20 protein-coding genes are annotated in these 24,330 nt (G+C 75.2%); 11 read left to right on the top strand and 9 right to left on the bottom strand.

The window, feature by feature from the left end; translation table 11 throughout:
- Positions 1-52: 52 nt before the first annotated feature.
- Positions 53-1,270: an IS701 family transposase gene (locus tag ADK60_RS23270; protein ID WP_079008637.1), complete on the top strand. Its 1,218-nt coding sequence runs from the start codon at positions 53-55 to the stop codon at positions 1,268-1,270.
- A 10-nt stretch (positions 1,271-1,280) separates the two neighbouring features.
- Here ADK60_RS23270 and ADK60_RS23265 read toward each other — a convergent pair whose 3' ends face one another.
- Together ADK60_RS23265 and ADK60_RS23260 are read right to left on the bottom strand one after the other, a co-directional pair.
- Positions 1,281-3,338, bottom strand: a complete 2,058-nt coding sequence (locus tag ADK60_RS23265; protein ID WP_063783236.1) for a helix-turn-helix domain-containing protein — start codon at positions 3,336-3,338, stop codon at positions 1,281-1,283.
- 374 nt (positions 3,339-3,712) lie between these two features.
- Positions 3,713-4,876, bottom strand: coding sequence for a transaldolase family protein (locus tag ADK60_RS23260; protein WP_052709205.1), 1,164 nt, complete (start codon positions 4,874-4,876; stop codon positions 3,713-3,715).
- 304 nt (positions 4,877-5,180) lie between these two features.
- Between ADK60_RS23260 and ADK60_RS23255 the strand changes: the two genes are divergently transcribed.
- The 8 genes from ADK60_RS23255 to ADK60_RS23220 all read left to right on the top strand — a co-directional run bounded on the left by ADK60_RS23255 (position 5,181) and on the right by ADK60_RS23220 (position 13,850).
- Positions 5,181-5,798, top strand: coding sequence for a flavodoxin family protein (locus ADK60_RS23255; protein ID WP_053648701.1), 618 nt, complete (start codon positions 5,181-5,183; stop codon positions 5,796-5,798).
- A gap of 30 nt (positions 5,799-5,828) precedes the next feature.
- Positions 5,829-7,004, top strand: coding sequence for a 3-deoxy-7-phosphoheptulonate synthase (locus ADK60_RS23250; RefSeq protein ID WP_053648645.1), 1,176 nt, complete (start codon positions 5,829-5,831; stop codon positions 7,002-7,004).
- Positions 7,005-7,195: 191 nt separating this feature from the next.
- Positions 7,196-7,969, top strand: coding sequence for a 2,3-dihydro-2,3-dihydroxybenzoate dehydrogenase (locus tag ADK60_RS23245; protein WP_053648643.1), 774 nt, complete (start codon positions 7,196-7,198; stop codon positions 7,967-7,969).
- Positions 7,962-9,944, top strand: coding sequence for an anthranilate synthase family protein (locus ADK60_RS23240; RefSeq protein ID WP_199839729.1), 1,983 nt, complete (start codon positions 7,962-7,964; stop codon positions 9,942-9,944). The genes ADK60_RS23245 and ADK60_RS23240 overlap by 8 nt, the downstream gene beginning before the upstream one ends.
- 114 nt (positions 9,945-10,058) lie before the next feature.
- Entirely contained in the window at positions 10,059-10,862 is an 804-nt protein-coding gene (locus ADK60_RS23235) for an arylamine N-acetyltransferase family protein (protein WP_052709204.1), read from the top strand.
- 8 nt (positions 10,863-10,870) lie between these two features.
- Positions 10,871-11,275: a YybH family protein gene (locus ADK60_RS23230; protein ID WP_053648641.1), complete on the top strand. Its 405-nt coding sequence runs from the start codon at positions 10,871-10,873 to the stop codon at positions 11,273-11,275.
- A gap of 17 nt (positions 11,276-11,292) precedes the next feature.
- Complete coding sequence (locus ADK60_RS23225) at positions 11,293-12,405, top strand: phenylacetate--CoA ligase family protein (protein WP_045941001.1); 1,113 nt, start codon at positions 11,293-11,295, stop codon at positions 12,403-12,405.
- Positions 12,406-12,488: 83 nt separating this feature from the next.
- Positions 12,489-13,850 carry an aldehyde dehydrogenase family protein gene (locus tag ADK60_RS23220; RefSeq protein ID WP_053648697.1) on the top strand — a complete coding sequence of 454 codons (1,362 nt, stop codon included), beginning with the start codon at positions 12,489-12,491 and terminating at the stop codon, positions 13,848-13,850.
- An 85-nt stretch (positions 13,851-13,935) separates the two neighbouring features.
- Here the strand turns inward: ADK60_RS23220 and ADK60_RS23215 are convergent, their stop codons facing one another.
- The 7 genes from ADK60_RS23215 to ADK60_RS23185 form a co-directional block, all read right to left on the bottom strand.
- Complete coding sequence (locus tag ADK60_RS23215; protein ID WP_045940999.1) at positions 13,936-15,351, bottom strand: nitrosuccinate lyase; 1,416 nt, start codon at positions 15,349-15,351, stop codon at positions 13,936-13,938.
- On the bottom strand, positions 15,348-17,528 hold the full coding sequence (locus ADK60_RS23210; RefSeq protein ID WP_199839731.1) for an FAD/NAD(P)-binding protein: 2,181 nt from the start codon (positions 17,526-17,528) through the stop codon (positions 15,348-15,350). Before ADK60_RS23210 ends, ADK60_RS23215 begins: the two co-directional genes overlap by 4 nt.
- The gene (locus tag ADK60_RS23205; RefSeq protein ID WP_045940998.1) at positions 17,525-18,760 is read right to left on the bottom strand and encodes an FAD-dependent monooxygenase; all 1,236 of its coding nucleotides are present in this window, start codon (positions 18,758-18,760) and stop codon (positions 17,525-17,527) included. The genes ADK60_RS23210 and ADK60_RS23205 overlap by 4 nt, the downstream gene beginning before the upstream one ends.
- Positions 18,757-20,337 carry a class I adenylate-forming enzyme family protein gene (locus ADK60_RS23200; RefSeq protein WP_053648638.1) on the bottom strand — a complete coding sequence of 527 codons (1,581 nt, stop codon included), beginning with the start codon at positions 20,335-20,337 and terminating at the stop codon, positions 18,757-18,759. The genes ADK60_RS23205 and ADK60_RS23200 overlap by 4 nt, the downstream gene beginning before the upstream one ends.
- Positions 20,338-20,457: 120 nt before the next feature.
- Entirely contained in the window at positions 20,458-21,015 is a 558-nt protein-coding gene (locus tag ADK60_RS23195) for an SRPBCC family protein (protein ID WP_053648636.1), read from the bottom strand.
- Positions 21,016-21,148: 133 nt separating this feature from the next.
- Positions 21,149-21,580: a GNAT family N-acetyltransferase gene (locus tag ADK60_RS23190; RefSeq protein ID WP_045940994.1), complete on the bottom strand. Its 432-nt coding sequence runs from the start codon at positions 21,578-21,580 to the stop codon at positions 21,149-21,151.
- 15 nt (positions 21,581-21,595) lie between these two features.
- Positions 21,596-22,294, bottom strand: coding sequence for a TetR/AcrR family transcriptional regulator (locus ADK60_RS23185; protein ID WP_234371222.1), 699 nt, complete (start codon positions 22,292-22,294; stop codon positions 21,596-21,598).
- 117 nt (positions 22,295-22,411) lie between these two features.
- On the opposite strand from ADK60_RS23185, the gene ADK60_RS23180 reads away from it, so the two are divergent.
- Positions 22,412-22,795, top strand: a complete 384-nt coding sequence (locus ADK60_RS23180) for a VOC family protein (RefSeq protein ID WP_045940992.1) — start codon at positions 22,412-22,414, stop codon at positions 22,793-22,795.
- A gap of 151 nt (positions 22,796-22,946) precedes the next feature.
- Positions 22,947-24,293 carry an FAD-binding oxidoreductase gene (locus tag ADK60_RS23175; RefSeq protein WP_053648634.1) on the top strand — a complete coding sequence of 449 codons (1,347 nt, stop codon included), beginning with the start codon at positions 22,947-22,949 and terminating at the stop codon, positions 24,291-24,293.
- The last annotated feature ends 37 nt before the right edge of the window (positions 24,294-24,330 follow it).

The following is a 24,330-nucleotide window of genomic DNA, read 5'->3' as shown; positions in this document are numbered from 1 at the left end:
CGCGCACCCTAGCGTGAGCACGGCGCAGTCATCCGCCATTCGAGGGGAACCGATGAGCGGCCCGGCCACGACCCGAACCCTGCCGACGGACCCCCAGGCTCCGCCGGAGGACGCGCAGTTGCTCGACGCCTCGCACGAGGTGCTGCTCAAGGAGCTGTGCGGCGTGCTGTTCGCCTCGCTGCCGCGCAGCGACCAGCGGCGCAAGGGCGCCCAGTACCTGCGCGGGCTGCTGGGCGCACGCGGACGCAAGTCGATCCGCAACATCGCCACGGTGGTCGGCGGCCCGGCCGCCGAGCAGAGCCTGCACCACTTCATCACCAGCTCCACCTGGGACTGGGGCCCGGTCCGCCAGGCGCTGGCCCAGCACCTCGCCCGGATCGCCCCGCCGCAGGCCTACGTGCTGCGGCCGATGGTCGTCCCCAAGGCCGGCGACCACTCGGTGGGGGTGGACCGCCGCTTCATACCGGCCCTCGGCCAGGTGCTCAACGCCCAGCAGGCGGTGGGCGTCTGGGCCGCCTCGGAGAGCTTCAGCGGCCCGGTCAACTGGCGGCTGCACCTGCCGCGGACCTGGCTGGAGGACGCGCCGCGGCGCAGCCAGGCGCTGATCCCCGACGAGGTCGACGCGGAGAGCCTCGGCGACTGCGCCCTGGAGGCGGTGCTCGGCCTGCCGGCCCGCTGGGGGCTGCCGGTGCGCCCGGTGGTCGCGGACGCCAGGGACGCCGACGGGCTGCGGCTGGTGCGCCGGATGCGGGGCGAGCGGCTGCCGATGCTGGCCCGGATCGGCGGCTCGTTCCCGCTGCGGCCGGTCGCGCCGCTGCCCGGCCACCCGGCCGGACCGGGGCCCGCCTGCCAACTGCTCACCGCGGCCCGGGAACTGCGCCGGCCGGTGGTCTGGTCCGACCCGTCCGGCGAACTGCGCGGCGGACTGGTCGCCGCCGTCCGGGTGCGTCCGGCCGGGCCCGGCGGCGCCCGCCAGGGCCGGGGCCGGCGCGGCGGCGGGGAGCTGCTGCTGCTCGGGATGGGCGCGGCCGGCGGGCGCTGGCCGGCCGAGCTGTGGCTCACCGACCTGGTGGACCTGCCGGTGGCCGCGCTGGTGCGGCTGGCCCGGCTGGCCGACCGGGTGGACCTGGACTTCACCAGGACCGCCGACCGGGTCGGGGTACGGGACTTCGCGGGCCGCTCGTTCGGCGGCTGGCACCGGCACATCACCCTGGCCTCGGCGGCGCACGCGGTCGCGGTGCTGGCCCGCGGCGACGACCGGCTGTACTGAGGTGGCGGGTTCAGTTGGCGGGGCCGGTCCGGTCCGGTCGGTCGGTCGGGCTGCCCGCCGGACCGCCCGGCCGGTCGCCCGTCGGGTCGCCCGTCGCGTCCCCGGGACGGCCGGGCTCGGCGCGGGCCCCCCGGTCGAGCAGGGTGCGGCGCACCCGGCTGAGCCTGAGCGCGAGCTGGATCTCGAAGGAGCGCTCGGGCTTCAGCCAGTCCGGGCCGAGCAGTTCGCCGATCCGCTCCAGCCGGCGCGCCACCGTGTTGGGGTGGACGTGCAGCCGCTGGGCGGCGTGGGTCGGGCTGTTGCCGGTGTCGAACCAGGCCTGGAGGGTGCGGGTCAGCTCGGTCAGCCGCTGCCGGTCGTAGTCGAGCACCGGGCCGACCGCCGACTCGATGAACCCCTCGACATCGTGGTTGTCGGCCAGCAGGACGCCCACGAAGCCGAGTTCGCGCGCCGAGGCGGCGCGGCCGACCGCGCCCAGCGAGGTCATCGCGTCCAGGCAGCGCAGCGCCTCCTGGTAGCCGTGGAAGACCGAGGTCGGATCGCTGACCGGCCCGGCCGCGCCGACCGTCACCGGCAGGCCGAGCAGCGGGGTGAGCTCCTCGGCGACCGCGCGGGCGGCCCGGCCCGGGTCGCTGCCGGGCAGCAGCAGCACCGCCCGGCCGTTGTGGACCCGTTTGAGGCCGCTCATCCGGTGGGCGTACAGCCCGGCCCAGGTCGCGGTCCTGCCCTGGGCCTCGCCCTCGGGCCGGGCGACCACCAGGACGTGCGCGGCGGACAGGTCGATGCCGAGCCGGCGGGCCCGGACGTCGAGCTGGCGGGGCGGGCGCTGCGGGCTGCTCAGCAGTTCGTCGAGCAGTTCGTCGCCGACGTGGCGGACCGGGACGGCCGAGCGCTGCCCCTCCAGCAGCAGGGCGACCGCGACCGCCTGGGCGATGCTCTGGCAGAACTCCGCGGCCAGGTCGGCCCGTCGGCCGGTCGGCCGGGCGAGCAGGGTGCCCAGATCGGTGGAGCCGGCCCGCACCGGGGCCGCCCACAGCGGTCCGGCCAGCCGGACCGGGCGGCCGGCCGCGTGGGTGTCGACGGCGGTGGCGACCACGGTCGGCCCGTCGAGTTCGGGAAGTTCGCCGGTCGAGGCCAGTACGGTGCCGTCGCTCGCGTACACCCGCAGGCCGAGGTCGAGCCGGCGGCCGGCGTCGCGGACCAGGGCGTGCGGGTCGCGGCCGGAGAGCGCCAGGTCGACCAGGGCGCGGTGGGCCTCGGCGAGTTCGGCGACCGGGTCGGCCGCGCCGGCCGGGGCCGCCGGGTCGCCGGGCCGGGCCGGGGCCGCCGCGGCGGGGGAGGTCCGGGCGGCGCGCTCCAGCAGCCGGGCCTTCTCGATCGCCACCCCGGCGAGGTCGCCGAGCGCGGCCATCAGCGAGATCTCGTCGGTGGTGAAGTAGCGCACCGCGCGTTCGGCGACGTACAGGGTGCCGAACGGGCGGGCGCGGTGGCCGAGCGGGACGGCCATCACGGCGCGCAGCCCCTCGGCGCGGATCGCCGCGTCGACCACCGGGCTGCGCCGGATCCGCTCGTCCACGAGGAAGTCCGGGGTCCAGAACGGTCCCGGGTCGGCCGGGACGCCGCCGCCCAGGCCGAAGCCCTCGGGGACGGCCAGGCCGACCCGCAGCGAGCCGCTCGGGCCGTCGGTGGTGCGGATCCGGACCGGTCCGGGGGCGCTGTCGCCGCCGGCCGGCTCGGCGGTGGTGAGGCAGGAGAGGTCGGCGCCCAGCAGCAGCCGGGCCCGGCGGGTGATCACCCGCAGCAGGCTGTCGAGTTCGTAGGGCAGGGCCAGGTCGCGGGCGGTGTCGGCGAGCGCGGCCAGCCCGGCCTCGCGGCGGCGCCGCTGCTGGGACCGGGAGCGGATGGACAGGCCGAGCTGCTCGATCCGGCAGATCGCCTCCCGCTCCGGGGCGGACTCGCAGCTGCGCCGGGCCTGCTCGACCAGCTCCGCCAGTTGGGCGGCCGGAGCCTCGCTGGCCAGCAGTTCCAGGACGCTGAACGCGATTGAGTCGGCGGACCGTCGCGTCATGACCTTCCCTCCCCCTGGGGCGTGTCGTGTGGATCGGCCCTGGTCCGCGACGCTCCCCCGGCCGTCGGCCGGGAGGTACCCCCCAGGGCACGCGCGCCCCGGCCCTGCGGCCGGGAGGTGCCCCCATCGCAGCGGCTCCGCCCCCAGCCCGGTGGCCGGGAGGTGCCGCTACCTCCGCCTTGCGGTGCACGCACCCCGACGCCGCGGCCTCGTCCGGGCTGGATCCACAAGACGCGCCCGGACCCCGTGAACGGAAGGAGTGCGTGACGGCCTGCAATCCGGAAGGTATGCGGGGGCGGTTGTTCCCGTCAAGAACAGGTCCGGGCCGTCCGGGCGGGGCCCGTGGTACCCGAGTGACTGATCATCAGGATGATTCAGCGGAAGGGAAGTCGGGCCGGTTCCTGATCGCCGGGCCGGGCGGCCGGGCGTCCCTCGACGGCGGTGTGCAGGCGCAGCCAGTGGTCGACCAGCAGCGGCACGCTCTGCTCCTCCAGCCGCCGGGCGACGGCGCCGTAGTCGATGCCGAGCCGGCCCAGTCGGTCCAGCACCGCCCGGGCCGCCTCGTACTGGCCGAGCAGGGTGTCGCCCTCCAGCCGGAGCTTGCGGACCGCCTCGTCCAGCACCGGCCTGGTCATCGCGTGCGCGGTGCCCCAGGAGACCAGCCCGGCCACGTACCGGGCCTGGGCGGCGGCCCCGCCCAGCGCCGAGTCGGTCCACAGCAGCCGCTGCGGGCGGGCCCCGGAGGCGCGCAGGGTGCGCCAGCGGCCGTCGCCGAGCCGCTCCTCGTACGCCCGGTACATCAGCCGGGCCGCCGCCTGGGCGGTGAGGCCGCGCAGCGCGGCGGCGTCCGGGCCGGCGGTCGCGGCCAGCCGCCGGTCGATCTCCCGGTCCACCCGGCCGACCGGGAGCGAGGCCACCGAGGCGATCGCGGCCAGCGGGAGGCCGGCCGCGAGCGCCTGCTCCAGGCCGTCGAAGTAGGCGTCCACCACCTGCCCGTAGCGCCGCACCGAGTACAGCCCGGTGGCGTGCACGCCGAGTCCGCGGCCGACGCAGTCGCGGATCGCGGTGAGGCCGGCGGCGGTGGCCGGGATCTTGACCAGCAGGTTGGGCCGGTCCACCGCGCGGGCCAGTTCGACGGCCTCGGCGACGGTCGCGGCGGCATCGTGCGCCAGCCGGGGGTCCAGGTCGGCCGAGACCAGGCCGTCGTGGCCGTGGGTGGCGCGGTGGACGCCGAGGAACTCCTCGCAGACCAGCCGCAGGTCGTGCACGGTGGCGGCCCAGACCGAGCCCTCCGGGGAGACGTGGTGCTCCGCCAGTCGGGCCAACTGCTCGGCGTAGACGGGGTCGTGGCGCAGCGGTCCGGTCAGCAGGGCGGGGTTGGTGGTGGCGCCGCGCAGACCGGTGCGGTCGATCAGCCGGCCGAGCAGGCCCGAGGTGACCAGGCCGCGGTTGATCCCGTCCAGCCAGGGCGAGACACCCTCGGCGATCAGCGGCCGCAGGTCTCCGGTTCTGGGGTCGGCGGCCGGCGGTTTCTTCACTGCGGGATCACTGCTCCTCGGCTCTGTGACGGACCGAAAACGGTGCCGTGGCCGAGGATAGGCAGCAATTCGTGCCCGGAAAAGTGAGTGCCCCGGTCAATGTCAGGTCGGCCCCGGGTCAATGCCGGGCCGGGCGGGGGTCAATGCCGGGCATGGTCTTTGCGGGGCGTCCGGAGAAGTGGCCGCCGAGTATTTGATGGAGTGCGGCCCCACCTGACGTAGTGCCGGGAACTCCGTTGGCCGGTCGGCCGTCCACGGTCAACGATCAGTGGAACGCGCCCACGTCACCGAGGAGTTCGCCGCTGTGACCACCATTGCCGTCATCTATTGGTCCTCCACCGGAAATGTCGCCCGGCTGGCCGGGGCGGCGGCCGACGCCGCCGGCAAGGCGGGCGCCGAGGTGCGGCTGCGCCGGATCGCCGACCTGCCGGACGACACCTATGTACCGGGCACCGAGGAGGCCGCGCGGGAGCTGCGGGACCGCACCGCGGACGTCCCGGTGGCCTCGCTCGACGACCTGGCCTGGGCGGACGGCATCCTGATCGGCACCCCGGTGCGGTTCGGCCTGCCGGCCGCGCCGGTGCTGCGGTTCGTCGACGCGACGGCGCCGCTGTCGATCCCCGGCGGGCTGGCCGACAAGGCGGTGTCCGCGTTCACCTCGGGTTCCGCGCCGCACGGCGGCCACGAGACGGCGATCCTCGCGCTGCACAACGCCTTCTGCCACTGGGGCTCGCTGATCCTGGCCACCGGCTCCACCGACCCGGTGCTGTTCCGTCCGCAGAACGGCAATCCGTACGGGGCCAGCGCGGTCTCCCGGAACGTGCCGGGCCAGGTGCACGAGGAGAACATCGCCGCCGTGGAGTTCCAGGCCCGCCGGGTGGTCCGGGTGGCCGGACTGCTCGGCGGCCTCGCCGACCAGTAGGGGCCCCGCCGGTCCGGGAGGGAGACGTCAGTGGACCACCTGCTCCTGGGACAGCTCGCCGACCGCCCCGCCGGGCAGCAGCCGGACTGGCCCGATCCGTTCGAACTCGCCACTGCCAAGAAGGAGTTGGCCGACCGTCCGCCGCTGGTCGCGGCCGCCGACGTGCACCGGCTGCGGGCCCTGCTAGGCCGGGTCGCGCGGGGGGAGGCGCACGTCCTCCAGGCCGGCGACTGCGCCGAGGACCCGCAGGAGTGCACCGCCGGCGACACCGCCCGCAAGGCCGCGCTGCTCGACCTGCTGGCCGGGCGGCTGAAGCTCACCACCCACCGCCCGGTGCTCCGGATCGGCCGGATCGCCGGCCAGTTCGCCAAGCCCCGCTCCAGCCCCACCGAGCTCTGCGACGGCGTCGAACTCCCGGTCTACCGGGGGCACCTGGTCAACGGCCCGGAACCCGACCCGGTCCTCCGCACCCCCGATCCGCGCCGGCTGGCGGCGGGCTACGAGGCGTCCCGCCGGGTGCTGGACCACCTGTCCCGGCTCGCCCCCGGTGACCCGTCCGTCGCCTGTCCGCCGGTGTGGACCAGCCACGAGGCGCTGCTGCTGGACTACGAGCTGCCGCTGCTCCGCCGGGACACGCGGGGCCGCCCGCTGCTCGCCTCCACGCACTTCCCGTGGATCGGCGAGCGGACCAGGGACCCGGACGGCGCGCACGTCGCCCTGCTGGCCTCGGTGGTCAACCCGGTCGGCTGCAAGGTCGGTCCGACCACCACCCCGGCGGAACTGCTGCGGCTGTGCGCCCTGCTCGACCCCGGCCGGGAACCCGGCCGGCTCACCCTGATCGCCCGGCTCGGCGCCGACCGCGCCGCCGAGGTCCTCCCGGGGCTGGTCAGGGCGGTGCACGCGGCCGGCCACCCGGTGGTCTGGCTCAGCGATCCGATGCACGGCAACACCGTCGCCGGGCCGGACGGGCTCAAGACCCGGCTGGTGCCGGACCTGGTCCGGGAGGTCGAGGCGTTCCAGCGGGCGGTCCGGGCGGAGGGCGCCGCCGCCGGGGGCCTGCACCTGGAGACCACCCCCGACGACGTGACCGAGTGCGCCGACGACGCGGCCGGGCTGGCCCGGGTCGGCGACAAGTACACGAGCCTGTGCGACCCGCGGCTCAACCCGGGCCAGGCGGTCGCGGTGGTGTCCGCCTGGCGCGCCTGAGCGCCGGGCGCGCGGCCGGTGCCGCGCACGCCCTGCACGCCCTGCACTGCCCGCACGTCCCGTACTCACCGCACTGCCTGCACTGCCTGTACTGCCTGCACTGCCTGCTCCATCCCGTTCCGACCCGTGCACCACCCCCAACCCACCCGCGGCCCGAGCTGTTGGTCCGCGTCCCCCAGGGAGGTCCGCACATGAGAAACAAGGTGACACTGGTCACCGGCGCGGCGGGCGGCATCGGCGCCGCCGTGGTCCGGCTGCTGGCCGTTCGCGGCGCGCTGGTCGCGGCCGTGGACCGGGACGCCGACCGCCTCGCCGAGCTCACCGGCAAGCTGGCCGCCGAGGGCCTCACGGTGGCGGCCGTCCCCGCCGACGTCACCGACAGCGCCTCGGTCGAGGCCGCCGTCGACACCGCCGAGCGGGAGCTCGGCCCGATCGACCACCTGGTCAACAACGCCGGTGTGCTGCGGCTCGGCGAGGTCCGCGACCTCACCGACGAGGACTGGCGGACCACCTTCGCGATCAACGCGGAGGGCGTCTTCCGGGTCTCCCGGGCGGTGGTGCACCGGATGATCCCGCGCCGGCGGGGCGCGATCGTCACGGTCGCCTCCAACGCGGGCCTCACCCCGCGCGCCGAGATGGCCGCCTACGCGGCCTCCAAGGCGGCGGCGACCCACTTCACCAAGAGCCTCGGCCTGGAGGTCGCCCGCTACGGGATCCGCTGCAACGTGGTCGCGCCCGGCTCCACCGACACCCCGATGCTCAGCGCGATGTGGGCCGACGGCGTGGACGGCCGGGCCGCCACCGTCGCCGGGGTGCCGTCGGCCTTCAAGGTCGGCATCCCGCTCGGCAAGCTGGCCCGGCCCGAGGACGTCGCGTACGCCGTCGCCTTCCTGCTGTCCGACGAGGCGGGCCACATCACCCTGCACGACCTCACGGTGGACGGGGGTGCCGGGCTCGGTGCGTGACGCGACCCCTTCCCCGCTGGACCGGGTGCTGGCCGCCCGGCCGCCCGCGTTCGCGCTGCTGCACCGGCCCGAGGCCACCGGCCCGGGGGTGGTCGAGCTGCTGCTCGGCGAGGTGTCGGCGCCGGCCACGCTGGCCGACCTGCCGCTGGCCGACCTTCCGGTGGCGGACCCGCCCCCCGGCGGCGAGCAGCACGAGCTGCTCGTCCTGGTCCCCTACCGGCAGATCGCCGAGCGCGGCTTCGAGGCGCCGGACGACGGCACCCCGCTGCTCGCGCTGACCGTCGCCGAGCAGTCGGAGCTGCCGCTCGCCGAGCTGCTCGACCGCCTCCCGGACGGCCCGGTCGACCTGACCGGCGGCGCCTTCGACATCGGCGACGAGGAGTACGCGCAGACCGTCCGCCGGGTGCTCGCCGAGGAGATCGGGGAGGGCACGGGCGCCAACTTCGTGCTCAGGCGCTCCTTCGTCGCCTCCGTCGGCGGGAACACCACCACCGCTGCGCTCACCCTGTTCCGCCGGCTGCTCCAGCGGGAGACCGGCGCCTACTGGACCTTCCTGGTGCACACCGGGGAGCGGACCCTGGTCGGCGCCACGCCCGAGCGGCACATCAGCGTGCACGGCGGGCGGGCGGTGATGAACCCGATCAGCGGCACCTACCGCTACCCGGAGCAGGGCCCGGAGCTGGACGGGCTGCTGGAGTTCCTGGCGGACCGCAAGGAGACCGACGAGCTCTGCATGGTGCTCGACGAGGAGCTCAAGATGATGGCCCGGATCTGCCCGGGCGGCGGCCGGGTGGTCGGCCCGTACCTCAAGGAGATGGCCCGGCTCGCGCACACCGAGTACTTCATCGAGGGCCGGACCCACCGGGACCCGCGCGAGGTGCTGCGCGAGACGCTGTTCGCGCCCACGGTCACCGGCAGCCCGCTGGAGTCCGCCGCCCGGGTGATCGCCAAGTACGAGCCCGGGGGCCGGGGTTACTACAGCGGAGTGGCCGCACTGATCGGCCGGGACGCGGTCGGCGGGCGCTCCCTGGACTCCGGGATCCTGATCCGCACCGCCGACATCGACCCGGCCACCGGCCGGCTGGGGATCGGGGTGGGGGCGACCCTGGTGCGGCACTCGGACCCGCGCTCCGAGGTGGCCGAGACGGGCGCCAAGGCGGCCGGGCTGCTCGCCGCCGGCGGGGCCGGGCCGGCCGGGCCGTTCACCCCGGCGGACGGCCGCCGGGGCGGGTTCGCCGCGCACCCCGAGGTGCGGGCGGCGCTGGCCGGGCGCAACCAGGACCTGTCCGGCTTCTGGCTTGCCGAGGTGTCCGGGCGGGCCCGTCCGCGCCCCGAACTGGCCGGCCTGCGGGTGCTGGTGGTGGACGCCGAGGACACCTTCACCGCGATGATCGGCCACCAGCTTCGGGCGCTCGGCCTGGAGGTCGGGGTGCGCCGGTTCGACGAGCCGTACTCGCACGAGGGGGCCGACCTGGTGGTGCTCGGGCCCGGGCCCGGCGACCCGCGCGACACCTCCCATCCGAAGATCGCCCATCTCCGTACGGCGGCCCGGGAGTTGCTGGCCGCGCGACGGCCGTTCCTGGCGGTCTGCCTGAGCCACCAGGTGCTCTCCGCCGAGCTGGGCCTGCCGCTGGTCCGCCGGGCGGTGCCCAACCAGGGGGTGCAGCGCGCGGTCGACCTGTTCGGCGCCGCCGAGCGGGTCGGCTTCTACAACACCTTCGCCGCGGTGTGGGACGCCTGCCCGGGTGGGCCGGGGCAGTTCGAGGCCCCCGGCGGCGGCGCGGTCCGGGTGGCCGGGGACGCCGCGACCGGCGAGGTGCACGCGCTGCGCGGGCCGGGCTTCGCCTCGGTGCAGTTCCACGCCGAGTCGGTGCTCACCCTCGGCGGCGTCCGGATCACCGGTGATCTGATCGCTCACGCGCTCGGATTGCCGGACCCCGTTCGAATAGCGCCCGAGGCTCCCGAATTCCCCTGACGGGTTGTACACGTCCCACAACCGTTCCATCCGAAAAAGCATTACCGGAGCCGGAAAACCCCGACCGGATCACCGGATCACCGATCACCGGAACACCGACCAGAGGAGATCACCGTGCTGGACGACGCCATGGTGGACGCGTACCTCGCCCGGATCGGCGCCGAACGGCCCGAGCGGGCCGACCTCGCCGCGCTCACCCACCTCCAGGAACGGCAGGTGCTGTCCGTGCCGTTCGAGAACCTCGGCTACCACCTCGACGAGCCCATCCACATGGACGAGCAGGTCCTCGACAAGATCGTCCGGCAGCGCCGGGGCGGCGGCTGCTACGAGGTCAACCCGGCCCTCTCGTTCCTGCTCACCGCCCTCGGCTACCAGGTGGAGATCCTCCCCGGCCGGGTCCACCGCCCCGGCGGCACCCTCGGCGCGGCCCTGTGCCACCTCGCCCTGCGGGTCACCGTCGACGGCGAGCAGTGGCTGGTCGACACCGGCTTCGGCCGCAACAGCCGGCACCCGCTGCGGCTGGCCTCGCGCGAGGTCCAGCAGGACCCGGACGGCGAGTACCGGCTGGCCGACGTCGAGGGCGGCGGCTTCGACGTGTTCCTCAACGGCAAGCCGCTGTACCGGCTGGAGGACCGCCCGGTGCGGATCGAGGACTTCCGCCCGACCCTCTGGTGGTACCGCACCGCGCCCGAATCCCCGTTCCTGCAGGACGTGTTCTGCTCGCTGCGGACCGAGGACGGCCGGATCACCCTCAAGGGCAACCAGCTCTCCACGGTGGCCGGCGGCGAGCGCGGCAGCCAGGAGTTCGGCACCGACGCCGCCGTCCTGGAGGCGTACAAGACCTACTTCGGGTTCAGCCTCGACCGGCTGCCCGACCAGCCGTCCGGCGGGGTCACCGCCGCCGTCCAGACGGGATGAGCCCCGCCATGACCACCACCGGACCCGGCCCGGACGCCGGCCTCCCGCCCACCGACCCGGCCCAGCTGCCCCTGGTCTTCGCCGCGGCCTTCAACGCCGGCGACGCGCAGGCCGTGGAGCGGCTCTTCGAGCCCGGCGCGGTCTTCGTCAACGCGCCCGGCGAGGTGGTGACCGGCGACGAGCGGCGCGCCGCCACCGGCCGGTTCCTCGCCTTCGGCCTGCCGATCCGGATCGAGGTCCGGCAGTGCTACGTGGCCGGCGACCTCGCGCTGCTGATCGGGGACTACCTGATCGAGGGCGAGGGCCCGGACGGTCCGCTCCGCGACGAGGGCACGGCCACCGACGTCGCCCGGCGCGGCGCGGACGGCCGCTGGCGCTACGCGATCGACAACCCGCCCGGCACCGCCCGCTGACCCGAGGAAGGACCGCTGTGCCTGCTGCAGCCAACCCCGCCGCCGATCCGCTGCTGGACCTGCCGTTCGACGCCGTGCCGGACCCCGACGAGTACCTGCGCGCCGCGATGCGCTGGCACTTCTCGCCGGAGACCGGCTCGCCGTTCTGGCTGGCCCGGGCCGCGGGCCTCGGCTTCGACCCGCTCACCGAGGTCCGCACCCACGCCGACCTCGCCAAGTTCCCCAACCTCGCCGGCGAGCTGCGCACCGCCCGGGTCGAGGACCTGATCCCGCGCGGCTACGGCGACCGCCCCGAGGTGGTCGGCGTCTACGAGAGCGGCGGCACCACCGGCGCGCCCAAGCGGATCGTGCTGCTGCGCGACTGGCTGGACCGGCTGCTCGGCTGGTCCAGCGCCCAGCTCGACGGCCACGGCGTGCCGCAGGGCGTCAACTGGCTGGTGGTCGCCCCCACCGGCCCGCACATGGTCGGCGACGTGATCAAGGCCCAGACCGCCTACCGCGGCGGCCTGTCCTTCACCGTCGACCTCGACCCGCGCTGGGTGAAGCGGCTGATCTCCGACGGCAAGGGCGCCGAGGCCGGCGCGTACGCCGAGCACATCGTCGACCAGGTCGCGTACCTGCTGGAGACCCAGGACATCGGCGTGCTGATGTGCACCCCGCCGGTGCTGGAGCGGATCGCCCGCCGGGACGGCCTGGCCAAGCTGGTGGGCGAGAAGATCCGGGCGATCAACTGGGTCGGCACCCAGATGGACCCGGACACCCGCCACCTCTACCGCACCGAGGTCTTCCCGAACGCCGTGCTCTACAGCGGCTACGGCTCGACCATGATCCTCGGCAACGCCAGCGAGCGGCACGGGCTGACCGACGACGACCCCTGCGTCTACGACCCCTACTCGCCGTACATGAGCTTCGGCGTGATCGACCCGGAGACCGGGCGGACGGTGGAGTACGGCGAGCGCGGGCAGGTGGTCATGCACCACGTGTCCAAGAGCCTGCTGATGCCCAACAACCTGGAGCGCGACCACGGCACCCGGATCGCCGCGCTGCCCGGGCACCTCGGCGACGCGGTGGCGGACATCGCTCCGGTCCAGGAGTTCGACAACGAGACCGTGATCGAGGGGGTGTACTGATGACGCAGCCCGAACAGCAGCCCGAACAGCAGCCCGAACAGCAGCCCGAACAGCAGCCCGAACAGCCCGCGCAGCAGCCCGCCCTGCTCCAGTTGGACGCGCTCGGCCCCGGCGAGCCGTTCCGGGCCCGGCGCCGCACCGAGGTGGCCGAGGTCACCGGCGCGCCGTTCGCCGAACTCAGCCTCGTCCCCAAGCTGTTCGTCACCCGGGCGATGCGCGCCCTGCACGCGGCCGAGTCGCTGCCGGCCGAGGAGCGCTTCGCCGCGCTGGCCCGGGCCGGCCGGATCTTCACCTCGGAGACCATCGACGGCCTGGACTTCCCGTCCTACGAGCGCGCCGTCGCCCGGGTCTCCGGGGTGCCGATCACGGTCGTCCGGGACGCCACCCGGGCCATCGCCGACTCGGCCGAGAAGGCCGGCTGGTCCGCCTACCGGGCCCGGCCGGCCGGCGCGGTCAGCGACTGGCGGGACGGCGCCACCCTCGACGGCAGCGCCGTCTGGACCAGGCGCGGCGAGGTCTTCGCCGTCCACGCGGCCGGCAACCACCCCGGCCCGCACGGGCTCTGGCTGGAGGCGCTGGCACTCGGCTACCGGGTCGCCGTCCGCCCCTCCCGCCGCGAGCCGCTCACCCCGCACCGGCTGGTCACCGCGCTGCGGCTGGCGGGCTTCGCCGCCGACCAGGTGATGCTGCTGCCCACCGACCACGAGGCCGCGGACGAGATCCTGGCCGGCGCCGACCTGGGCATGGTCTACGGCGGCGACGAGGTGGTCCGCAAGTACGCGGGCAGCACCGTGCTGCCGCAGGGCCCCGGCCGGTCCAAGATCCTGGTCACCCGGGACACCGACTGGCGCGAGCACCTGGACACCATCGTCGACTCGATCGCCCACCAGGGCGGCGTGGCCTGTATCAACGCCACCGCCGTCCTGGTCGAGGGCGACCCGGCGCCGCTGGCCCGGGCGATCGCGGAGCGGCTGGCCGGGATCCCGAGCCTGCCGCCGGAGGACGAGAAGGCGGTGCTCTCGGTCCAGCCGGTGGCCGAGGCCCGGGCGATCGAGGCCTATCTGCTGCGCCGGGCGGCCGGCACCAGGGCCTGGCTCGGCGGGGACGGCGTGGTGGCCGAACTCGGCGACGGCAGCGCGGTGCTGCGCCCGGCCGTGCACCAGCTGGACCGGCCGGACGCCGAGCAGACCGGTGTCGAACTCGCCTTCCCCTGCGTCTGGGTGGCGCCGTGGACGCCGGAGGCGGGGGTGGCGCCGCTGCGGAACTCGCTGGTGCTGACCGCGCTCACCGGGGACGATGCGCTGTTCGACCGGCTGCTCCGGGAGCCGAGCATCAGCAACGTCTACCGGGGCGACCATCCGACGTACTGGATCCGGCCCGGGGTGCCGCACGACGGCTACCTGGGGGAGTTCCTGATGCGGACCAAGACGGTCATCCGGGGCTGAACCGGGCGGGGACCTCGTGGGCCGGTGCCCGCGAGGTCCCCGCGCCGTTCGCCCGGCGGCCGCTCAGTGGCAGCTCAGGGGCCGCTCAGTCGCGCAGCGCCCGGTCCACCAGGGCGCCGGCCATGCCGGTGTACCCGGCCGGGTCGCACAGCTCCGCGATCTCCGCGGAGGTGAAGTGCCCCTCCAGCCCGCCCTGTTCGGCCAGCACCTCGGCCAGCGGCCGGCCCTCCCGGTCGGCGGTCAGCGAGGCCTCGGTGAGCAGCTGCCGGGCCACCGCCTTGCCGAGCTTCGGCGCCAGCCGGGCGGCGATCCGCTCGGAGACCAGCTGTCCGCCGGTGAGCCCCAGATTGGCCCGCATCCGCTCCGGCCGGACCAGCAGCCCCTCGGCCAGCTCCACCGAGGTGTGCGCGGCGCCGCCGGCCAGCCGCAGGCACTCGCGCAGCAGCAGCCACTCGGCGTGCCAGGCGCCGCCCGAGCGCTCGTCCTCGGTGACCAGGCACTGGGTCAGTCCGGCCGCGAGCACCGGGACCTGGAGGGCGGCGCTGCGCAGCAGGGTGGCCAGCACCGGGTTGCGCTTGTGCGGCATCGCGGAGGAGGCGCCGCGTCCGGCCACCGCCGGTTCGACCACCTCGCCGACCTCGGTGCGGGTCAGTGACTGCACGTCCACCGCGATCTTGCCGAGCGCGCCGGCGGTGAAGGCCAGCGCGGCGGCCAGGTCGGCCATCGGGGTGCGCAGCGCGTGCCAGGGCAGTACCGGCCGGGCGAGTCCGGTCTCGGCGGCGAAGGCGTCCAGCAGCCGGTCCAGGTAGGCGCCGGCGTCCACCTCCGGGTCCGGGCCGTCCAGCCGGGCGTACTCCAGGTAGCCGGCCAGGGTGCCGGCGGCGCCGCCCAGCGCGACCGGCAGCCCGTCCGCGAGGACGGCGGCGAGCCGGCGGTCGGCGTCCAGCACCAGTCGGCGCCAGCCGGCCGCCTTGAGGCCGAAGGTGGTGGGCACCGCGTGCAGGGCGAGGGTGCGCCCGGCCAGCACGGTGTCCCGGTGCTCGGCGGCCAGGCCGGCGAGCGCGTGGGCGGTGCGGCCGAGGTCGGCGCGGATCAGGGCCAGCGCCCGGGCGGCGACCAGCATGGCGCCGGTGTCCAGGATGTCCTGGCTGGTCGAGCCGCGGTGCACGTACTCGGCGGCGGCCGGGTCCTCGGCGGCGACCGCCAGGGTCAGCGCCTGGACCAGGCCGACCACCGGATTGGCGGTCTCCCGGCAGGCCAGGGCCAGCTCCCGGACGTCGAACCGCTCGGCCCGGGCGGCCCGGGTGATCGCGGCGGCCGCGGCGGGCGGCACCGTGCCCAGACCGGCCTGGGCACGGGCCAGCGCCGCTTCGGCGTCCAGCATGGCCTGGAGCCAGGCGCGGTCGGTCACGGCCGCCTCGACCGGGGTGCCGGCCCGGACGGGGGAGAGCAGTCCGGTGTCGGGCTCCGCCGGGGCCGGCGGGCTGGGGTGTGCGGTCATACGACGACGCCTCTCGGTTCGGACTCGGCTGACCCGGCGGACTCTACGGAGCCGGTGGACACCCTCGACCCGGTGGATGCCACGGAGCCGGCCGAGGCCGGGCCCGGGCCGGGGGCGGCAGCCGGGCCGGGGGCGGCGGTCGGCCACTCGGGGGCCGGGGAGAGCGCCAGCACCGCCCGGGCGATGGCGTCGGAGTCGCCGAGGGTCACCGAGTCGACGCCGGGCCGGATGCCCGCCGCGGTGACCCAGTGCACCGACTCGGTCGGCACCCCGTACGCGAAGCGGCGCGGGTGCGCCCGGCCGCGGCCGTCCAGCAGCCGGTAGGGCCGCTCGGTGACGGCGAGGCCGCCGGTCGGGTAGCCCGTCCCGGCGGGGCCGGGGATCCGGTAGGCGGCGCACTGCTCGGTGTCCAGCAGGTGCCGCAGCAGCGGGTCGTCGGTGCGCCGCAGGTCGGGTTCCGGGAGCCGGGCCTCGACCAGGACCGAGGCCCGGACCGGCGGGCCCGGTACGGCGGTCGAGTGCGCGGCGAAGGCCGGGTCGACGGGGTCGATCCGGATCTCGGTGCCGGGGCCGAGGAGTTCCACCACCCCGGCCTCGATCAGCGCGATCAGCTGCTCGATCCGCTCCACCGGCGGTCCGATGGAGAGGAAGGCGTTCAGCGGGGTGTACCAGCCGTCGAGGTCGTCCCGGTAGGAGTCGCCCGCGATGCCGCTGTGGTCGACCGCCATCCGGATCTCGTTGCGCAGGTCGCGCAGCACGTCCAGGGCGGCCTTGAGCGGGCCGCTGAGGTTCCCGGCCCTGGCCTCGGCGACGTCGTGGCGCAGGTGGTCGAGCAGCCAGTCGCGGAAGTCCGCGCGGTCGGTGAACTCCCGTCCGGCGTAGGGGCGGGAGAGCCGGTCCCAGCTCCAGCGGTCGGCCTCGGGGATGCCGTGGTCGTCGAGTACGGCGGCCGGGTCGTCGGCGGTCAGGAAGCGGTCGGTGAACGCCTCGCGTTCGGCGCCGCGGGCCCGGGCGGTGAGCAGCGCGCCGTAGTAGACGGCCTCCACCTCGCGGGAGACCAGCGGCCAGAGGTCGGTGGCGAACCGCACCGGCCCGCCCCGGCGGGTGCGTTCCCGCAGCTCGGCGACCACCTCGGCGGTGAGCAGCCGGGGCAGGTGGCGGCCGTACGCGCCCTTCTCGTTCTCGCCGCGCGCGTGGTACGGGATGCCGCGCCGCGAGGTGGCGTACAGCCGGGGCTCGGCGCCGGAGGGCCGGTACACCAGGCCGCCGTCCGCCGGCTCGAACCGGCCGCCCCGGCCGAGGGTGAACAGCGCCATGTGGTCGAAGAAGTTGAGGCCGAGGCCGCGCAGCAGCACGGTCTGGCCCGGGCGCGCGGTGACGTGGACGTCGGCGGGGTTGGCGGGGGTGATGTAGTCGAGGTGGTGGATCCTGGCCAGGCTGGCGGTGCGGGCCTCGCGCGGGGTGGGCCGGGCGGGGAGGTGGCCCTGGGCGAGCACGATGGCGTCCAGCCGGTTCAGCCGGGTGCCGTCCTCCAGCCGGACGCCCTGCGGGCCGCCGGGGAAGCCGTGCGCGTCGGCCATCGCGACCGCCCGGGAGCGGTGCACCCGGACGGTCACGGTCGGCGGGGCGGCGGCGACCACGGCCCGGAAGGCGGCGTGCAGGTAGTGGCCGTAGAAGGCGCGGGTCGGGTAGGTGTTCGGCCCGAGGGCGGCGGCCTCGGCCAGGGCCGCCCCGTCGGGGCCGTCCGGCTGCCGGCCGGTGCCGCCCGGTTCGTGGCGGCCCGGTTCGTGCGCGGGCGGCTCGTGGCGGCCCGGTTCGTGCCCGCCCCGGCCCGCCGCCTGCCCCGCCGGTCGGCCCGCCGGCCGGTCGGGACTGCCCTCGGAGGCAAGCGACTTCGCCCATTCGTACAGGCTGGGGCCGGGTTCGACGGGTCCGTCGATCCGGACGCTGTCGTCGGTGTACACGGTGATCTGGGAGGCCACCGTGTTCATCAGGAGGTGTCGGGACTGGTCGGTGCGCCAGACCCGGCCCGCGCCGGGGGGTGCCGGGTCCACCACGTGCACGGTGACGGTGGCCCCGGAGGGGCTGGACCGTTCGTTCGCGCAGAGTCGTTCCAGCACCGATAGACCGCGAGGACCCGCGCCGATGACGCAGATCTGGAGGTGACTGTCGATCATGCCCACGGCTCGAAATCGTAGTTGTGATCATCCGATGATGAAAAGGTCTTGACGCCGTGCATCCAGGCCACCCGCTCGTGCAACTCGCCCTCGGAGAGCGCTCCGAGCAGCCGGTTCCTGACCCGCGCGGCCTCGCCCGCGGGGTGCCAGAGTCGGATCGATTCCCGCGCGGCACGCTGCACCGCCGCCGTACGAGCCTGCCGTTCGGAGGCGAACCTGGCAAGGGTGTCCGCGAGTTCAGTGGTCTCGACCATCAACTCGCCCAGCAGCACGGCATCCTCCAGCGCCTGGCAGGCCCCCTGCGCCGCGTAGTGCAGCATCGGATGCGCGGCGTCGCCGAGCAGCACCACCCGGCCGTCCGTCCACCGCCGCACCGGGTCCCGGTCCACCAGCACCCAGGAGCGCCAGCCCTCGCCGAGCGCCAGCAGCCGCCGGGCGTTCGGCGCGGTCAGACCGGCCAGCTGCTCCCCGACCAGCTCCTCGTCCACCGCCACCCCGGCGAGCGCCTCGGTGGCGCCGTTGTCCCGGGAGGCGGCCAGGTTGAGGAACGCCCCGCCGGCGATCGGGTAGTGGACGAAGTGGCAGTGCGGGCCGGTCCACCAGGTCACCGAGGTGGGCAGCCGCAGTTCCTCGGGGACCAGCTCCATCGGGACCACCGCCCGGTAGACGGTGATCCCGGAGATCCGCGGCTCGCCGTCGCCGACCAGCTGGGCGCGGACCGCCGAATGGATGCCGTCCGCCCCGACCAGTACGTCGCCGCGCACCGAGCCGCCGTCCGCCAGCAGCGCGGTGGCGCCCCCGGCGTCCTGCCGGTAGCCGGTGACGGCGGTCGCGGCGCGCAGCTCGATCCGCGGCTCGGCCCGGCAGGCGCGCAGCAGCAGCCCGTGCAGCTCGGCCCGGTGCACCACCACGTACGGGTTGCCGAACCGCTGCCGGTACCGCTCGGTGAGGGTCAGGCTGGTGACGTGCTCGCCGGTCACGCCGTCCATGAAGCGCAGTTCGGCCATGTGCACCCCGGCCGCCCGGACGGCGTCGCCGAGGCCCAGCCGCTCCAGCGCGAGGATGCCGTTCGGCGCGATCTGGATGCCCGCCCCGATCTCGGCGAACTCCGGCGCCCGCTCCAGGACCACGGCCCGGTGGCCGGCCCGGGCGAGGGCCAGCGCGGCGGCCAGCCCGCCGATCCCGCCGCCGGCCACCAGGACGGTGGCCGGGCCGTCGTGGCGCGCGGTCACCGGACCGGCCCGTCGTCCTCGGCGGCCGCCAGCCGGCGGGCCAGTTCCAGCCGCTTGATCTTGGTGGTGGCGGTGGCCGGGAGCTCGCCCAGCCGCCACTGCACCGGATCGGCCATCGGCGGCAGGCCCGCCGCGGCGGCCCGCCAGGCGGCCGGTTCCACCGGCAGGTCGTCCTTGGTGCAGATCACCGGCACCGCCCGGCCGTCCGCGCCGGGGACGATCACCACCTCGGCGAGCTGGGGGAGGCGGGCGAACAGCGCGTCCTCGGCGGCCAGGGTGGAGCCGAAGCCCTCGATCAGGTCGACCTCGCGGTCCAGCAGGTGCACACAGCCCCAGCGGGTGCGGTAGCCGACGTCGCCCATCCGCCACCAGCCGTCCTCGACCTGCTGGTCGTACCGGGCCTGCTCGCCGAGGTAGGTGACGATCCGGCCGTCACTGCGGACCTCGATGTACCCGGGGTTGTCCGCCGACGGGGGCCGGCCGTCGCGGCTCACCACCCGGACGTCGGTGAAGCCGGGGAAGGGCATGCCCACGCAGCGGCCGTCCGCGTCCGCGCCGCGCCGCCGGGAGAACGAGCGCACCACCGCCGGGCCGACCTCGCTCTGCCCGTACAGCTGGCCGAAGACCGGCGCGGTGCGGGCGGAGGCGGCGAGCATGGTCCGCACGGTGCGGGGGTGGATCGCGTCGAAGGTCGAGGAGAACAGCTTGACGTTGGCCAGCGGGCGGCGCGGGTCCTCGGCGAGTTCCTCCCACTCCATGAAGGAGTTGGGGTGGGCCTCCAGGATCCCGGGGCGCAGCCGGGCGAACAGCTCGGCCACGTGCCCAGGCTCCGAGTGGGCCAGCACCAGGATCGGGAAGCCGCGGAACAGCGAGATCGCCAGCGCGGTGATCAGCCGGGAGTGGACGAAGGAGACATGGATGGCGATGGTCTCCCGGCTCGGGACCACCGGCCGCAGCACGAGCGCCTGCGGCCGGTAGCGGGCCTCCAGGGTGCGGCCGGTGTGCACGGCCAGCTTGGGCGTGCCGGTGGTGCCGGAGGTGTGGGTGATCAGCGTCGGGTGGTCCGGCGGCGCGGTGACCGGCGCGACCCGGGGCGAGCCGGCCAAGGCGGCCAGCTCGACCGCCCCGGGGTGGCTGCCGGAGGCCAGCAGGACGGTGGCGGCCAGCTCGAAGACCTCGGCGGGCAGGTCCTTGGCGAGCTTGACCGCGTCGGTGACCAGGAACGGCTCGTCGGTGCGGCGGACCAGCTCGGCGACGGTCCCGCCGTCCAGCTGGGGCGAGAGCAGCACCGGGACGGCGCCGATCCGGGCCGTGGCACAGGCGAGCAGGGTGATGTCGAAGCTGTTCGACTTGTGGACCACCACCCGGCGGCCCGGCCGGACCCCGGCGGCCCACAGCCGGGAGGCGTGGTCGTCGACCAGGTCGGCGAGCTCGGCGACGGTGGACCGCCGGCCCAGCTCGGGGGCGATGTCGAGGTCGTGGTCGAGGATCACCACGTTCGCGCCGTTCCGGACGGCGGCCCGCTCGAAGAGCGTGCCCAGTCGGATTCCCCGGTTGGCAATGCGCTGAAGGAGCACCGTTCCGCCCTCTCGTGGGATTAGGGTCGCTGTGCTTTCAGGGGTTCCGTCCCGGGGCTGTGCCGCCGGGACGCTGTGCCAGGAGCCTTTTTCGGAATCTCTTCCAGGGGGGGACCGGGTTCAGCGGTCCTTCTCGACGACCCGCTTGATCCGCTCCAGGGTCACCCCGAGGTCGGCCGCGACCTTCTCGCCCCACTCGGCGAAGAAGCGGCGCTTCGCGTCCTCGTCCATCCCGGCGGTGATGCCGCGGATCCCCTCGGTGGCGGCGCCCATCCGGAAGTGGTGCACCAGCACGCTGTGGTCGGCGTCCGGGTCCGCGCCGGGGGCCACGTCGAAGGCCCAGACGCTGTCCTGGGCGCGCCCGCCGGTGTCCCGCATGGCCCAGCGGAAGGTCCGGCCGGGCTCGGCCGCGACCACCTCGGCGTGGGTGTACCAGGTGCCGCGGACCACCGGCGCCCAGGCGACCACGTCCGGGCTGCGCAGGTTCTCGCCGCGGAACACCGAACCGACCTCGGCGGGCGCGCCGGAGATCCAGCTGCCGCCCTGGCATTCCGGGCTCCACTCGCCGCAGCGCGGGAGGTCGCTGATCACCGAATAGATCTCGTCGGGGGTGGCGGAAATCCGGATCTCGGCCCGGGAACGGAAAAGCGGGGCGTTTTCTGCGCTGTTTTCTCCCATGGCCGGAATCCTGGGCGGCGGCCCGCGTGAGGGTCAAAGGCGTACCGACGGGTCCGTCAAGTCCGGCCGTGGACCTGACACATCGCGCCCGGAACCGGTTCGGGGGCCACCGGCCGGATGTTAGAGACGTGTCCTACAGCTCGAGGCCGAAGTGCAGCGCGGTGACCGCCATCCGGTGTGCGTGGTAGAACCGGTGCGCGCCGTGGTTGGCCGTCCCGGAGTCCAGTTCGATCCGGACGCAGCCGGCCGCCGCGGCCCGCTCCCTGAGCACCGCGAACAGCCGCCCGCCGACCCCGGCCGAGCGGGCCGACGGCGCGGTCACCAGGTCGTCGACGAAGAACAGCCGCCCCCGGCTGGTGGCCAGCACCCGGTGGGCGGCCACCGCCAGGCAGCGCCCCCGCCCGTCGTACGCGGCGGTGAACACCAGCCCCTGGGCGTGCGCCTCGGCCGCGAAGGCGGCGAAGCCGGCCGCCCCGAGCGCCGGACGCAGCGCCAGCAGCAGCGGTGCGACGTCCCGCAGCAGCGCGGGCCCGTCCGGCCCGACGTCCACGAAGGTGAGTTCCATCGCCGGTGACCGCCCCTAGCCGGGTGCGCCGTACACCGCGAGGAACGCCGCCACGCCGTGCTCGACGACCTCGGAGATCCGCTCGGCCCGCATCGGCAGCGCGCCGTAGAAGGTGGGCTGGGCGACGGCGAGGAAGGTCAGCAGGTTGAGCATCCGGGCGGCCTCCGCCGGGTCCGGCACCACCAGCAGCCCGCGCTCGGCGAACTCGGCCATCCAGTGCGTCAGGACCCGGTGGGTCTCCCGGGGCCCGGCCTCCTGCCAGGCCTCCAGCACCGCCGGGCGGATGTGCAGCGCCTCGGCCTCGATGGTGCGGACCAGCGCCCAGTGCTCGGCGAAGGTGGTGAGCGAGTCGACCCGCTCCAGGCCGAAGTCGACGAGGTCGGTGCGCAGATCGACGATCTTCCGCAGATGGCGGTCGGCGATCTTCGCCTGGGTGGCGGCCACCGCGGTGGCGCCCTCCAGGATCACCGACCGGAACAGCTGCTCCTTGTCGGCGAAGTGGTTGTAGATGGTCCGCTTGGAGACGCCGGCCTCGGCGGCGATGGCGTCCACGCTGGTGCGGGTGAAGCCCTCGCGGCCGAACACGGTGCGCGCCGCGCGGGCGATCGCCACCCGCTTCTCCGGCATGCCGCGGCGCGCGGTGGCCGGGGCGGCATCCGCGCCGGCGGGTCTCGCGTCCGGGGTGGTCGCGTCCGGGGCGGTCTGTTCGGTCACGGGGAAATCCTCCTTGCAGTGCACTACATCGTGTAGTTTACGACATGCTTGACGTGAAGCGGACTTCAAGTCCTACGCTCGTCGGTACGTCCGGAAGTCCCAGGAGGGAAGCGTTCCATGGCCGTTCAGCTGAACCACACGATCGTCCCGGCACGGGACGACGAGGAGACCGCGCGCTTCCTGACCGAGATCCTCGGTCTGGCCGCCCCCGTGCGCAGCGAGCCCTTCCTGGTCGTCCGGCTCGCCAACGACGTCGCGATGGACGTCATGCGGATCGACGGGCCGGTCCCCACCGGGCACTACGCCTTTCTGGTCGGGGACGAGGAGTTCGACGAGATCCTCGGCCGGGTCCAGGACCGCGGGATCACCTACTGGGCCGACCCGTTCCACCGCCACGCCGGTCGCGTCAACGACTGGTTCGGCGGCCGCGGCGCCTACTTCGAGGACCCGAACGGCCACAACCTGGAGATCATGACCCGCGCCTCCGGCGCCAGCCGCTAGGGCGCCCACGACTGCCCGGCCGCGGCCCCGGGGGGAGGCCGCGGCCGGGCCCCGCACTCGTGACCGTCCGTCAGAACCCGTTCGTCGGCGACCTGACAGAGATCGGATACGGACGGGATTGCTCCGCCCCCGCGCGGGTTAGCCTCCCGGCATGATCGAGACCAAGGGGCCGGTGCACCGGCCGGGAGACGACGAGTACGACGCCCGACGGACCGGCTACAACCTCGCGCTGGACCACCGCCCGGCGCTGGTGGTGTCCGCCGCCGACACCGCCGATGTGATCGCCGCCGTCCGGTACGCCGCCGAGCACGGCCTCGCCGTCGCCGTCCGTGCCACCGGCCACGGCATCTCCGTCCCCACCGACGGCCAACTGGTGATCGACACCGCCGCGCTGGACGAGGTCACCGTCGACCCGGTCGCCCGGACCGCCACCGTCGGGGCCGGCGTCCGCTGGCGCCAGGTGATCGACGCCGCCGCACCGCACGGCCTCGCCCCGCTGAGCGGCTCCAACCCCGACGTCGGCGCGGTCGGCTACACCCTCGGCGGCGGCATCGGCCTGCTCGGCCGCGCCCACGGCTTCGCCGCCGACCACGTCCGCCGGCTGGAGGTCGTCACCGCCGACGGCCGACTGCTCGGGACCGGCCCCGGGACCGAACCCGACCTGTTCTGGGCCCTGCGCGGCGGCAAGGACAACTTCGGCATCGTCACCGCGATGGAGATCGACCTCGTCCCCTGCGCCGGCCTCTACGGCGGCGGCCTCTACTACCCCGCCGAATCCGCCGCCGCCGCGCTGCACGGCTGGGCCGAGTGGAGCCGGACCGTCCCCGAGGAACTCGCCACCTCCGCCCAGCTGATCCGCTACCCCGACCTCGACGCCGTGCCGGAGCCGATCCGCGGCCGCTACGCCGTCGTCCTGCGGGTCGCCTGGAGCGGCCCGGCCGAGCAGGGCGAGGAATGGGTCCGGCCGCTGCGCGCCTTCGGCACCCCGCTCCTCGACACCGTCCGCGAGCTGCCCTTCACCGAGGCCGGCACGATCCACCACGAGCCGCCGTTCGCGCACCCCGCGTACGACCGCAACACCGCCCTGCGCGAGTTCACCGGCGCGACGGCGGACGCCGTACTGGAACTCGCCGGACCGGACGCCGACAGCCCGCTGATCGTCGAGCTCCGGCTCCAGGGAGGCGCCTACTCGCGCGAGCCCGCCGTCCCGAACGCCGTCGGCGGCCGGGACGCCGGCTACCTGGCCTTCTCCACCAGCATGATCGGCCCGGTCGCGCTGGACGGACTGCGCACCGCGCACGCCGCCCTGCACGAGCGGCTGCGCCCGTGGTCCACCGGCGGCGCGCTCGCCAACTTCTTCGGCCTGGACGACGCCGACCCGGCCGTCGTGCGCACCGCCTACCCGGAGCCCGTGCACCGGCGGCTCACCGAGCTCAAGGCGGTGTACGACCCGGGGAACCTCTTCCGGCTCAACTTCAACATCCCGCCCGCCGGCTGACCCGCCCGCTCCTCCGGTCTTCCGACCTTCTAACCTT

Origin of the sequence: Streptomyces sp. XY431, assembly GCF_001279805.1 — a bacterium.
In the GTDB taxonomy this organism is placed as follows: Bacteria; Actinomycetota; Actinomycetes; order Streptomycetales; family Streptomycetaceae; genus Kitasatospora; species Kitasatospora purpeofusca.
This window is presented reverse-complemented; position numbering and strand designations above follow the sequence as displayed.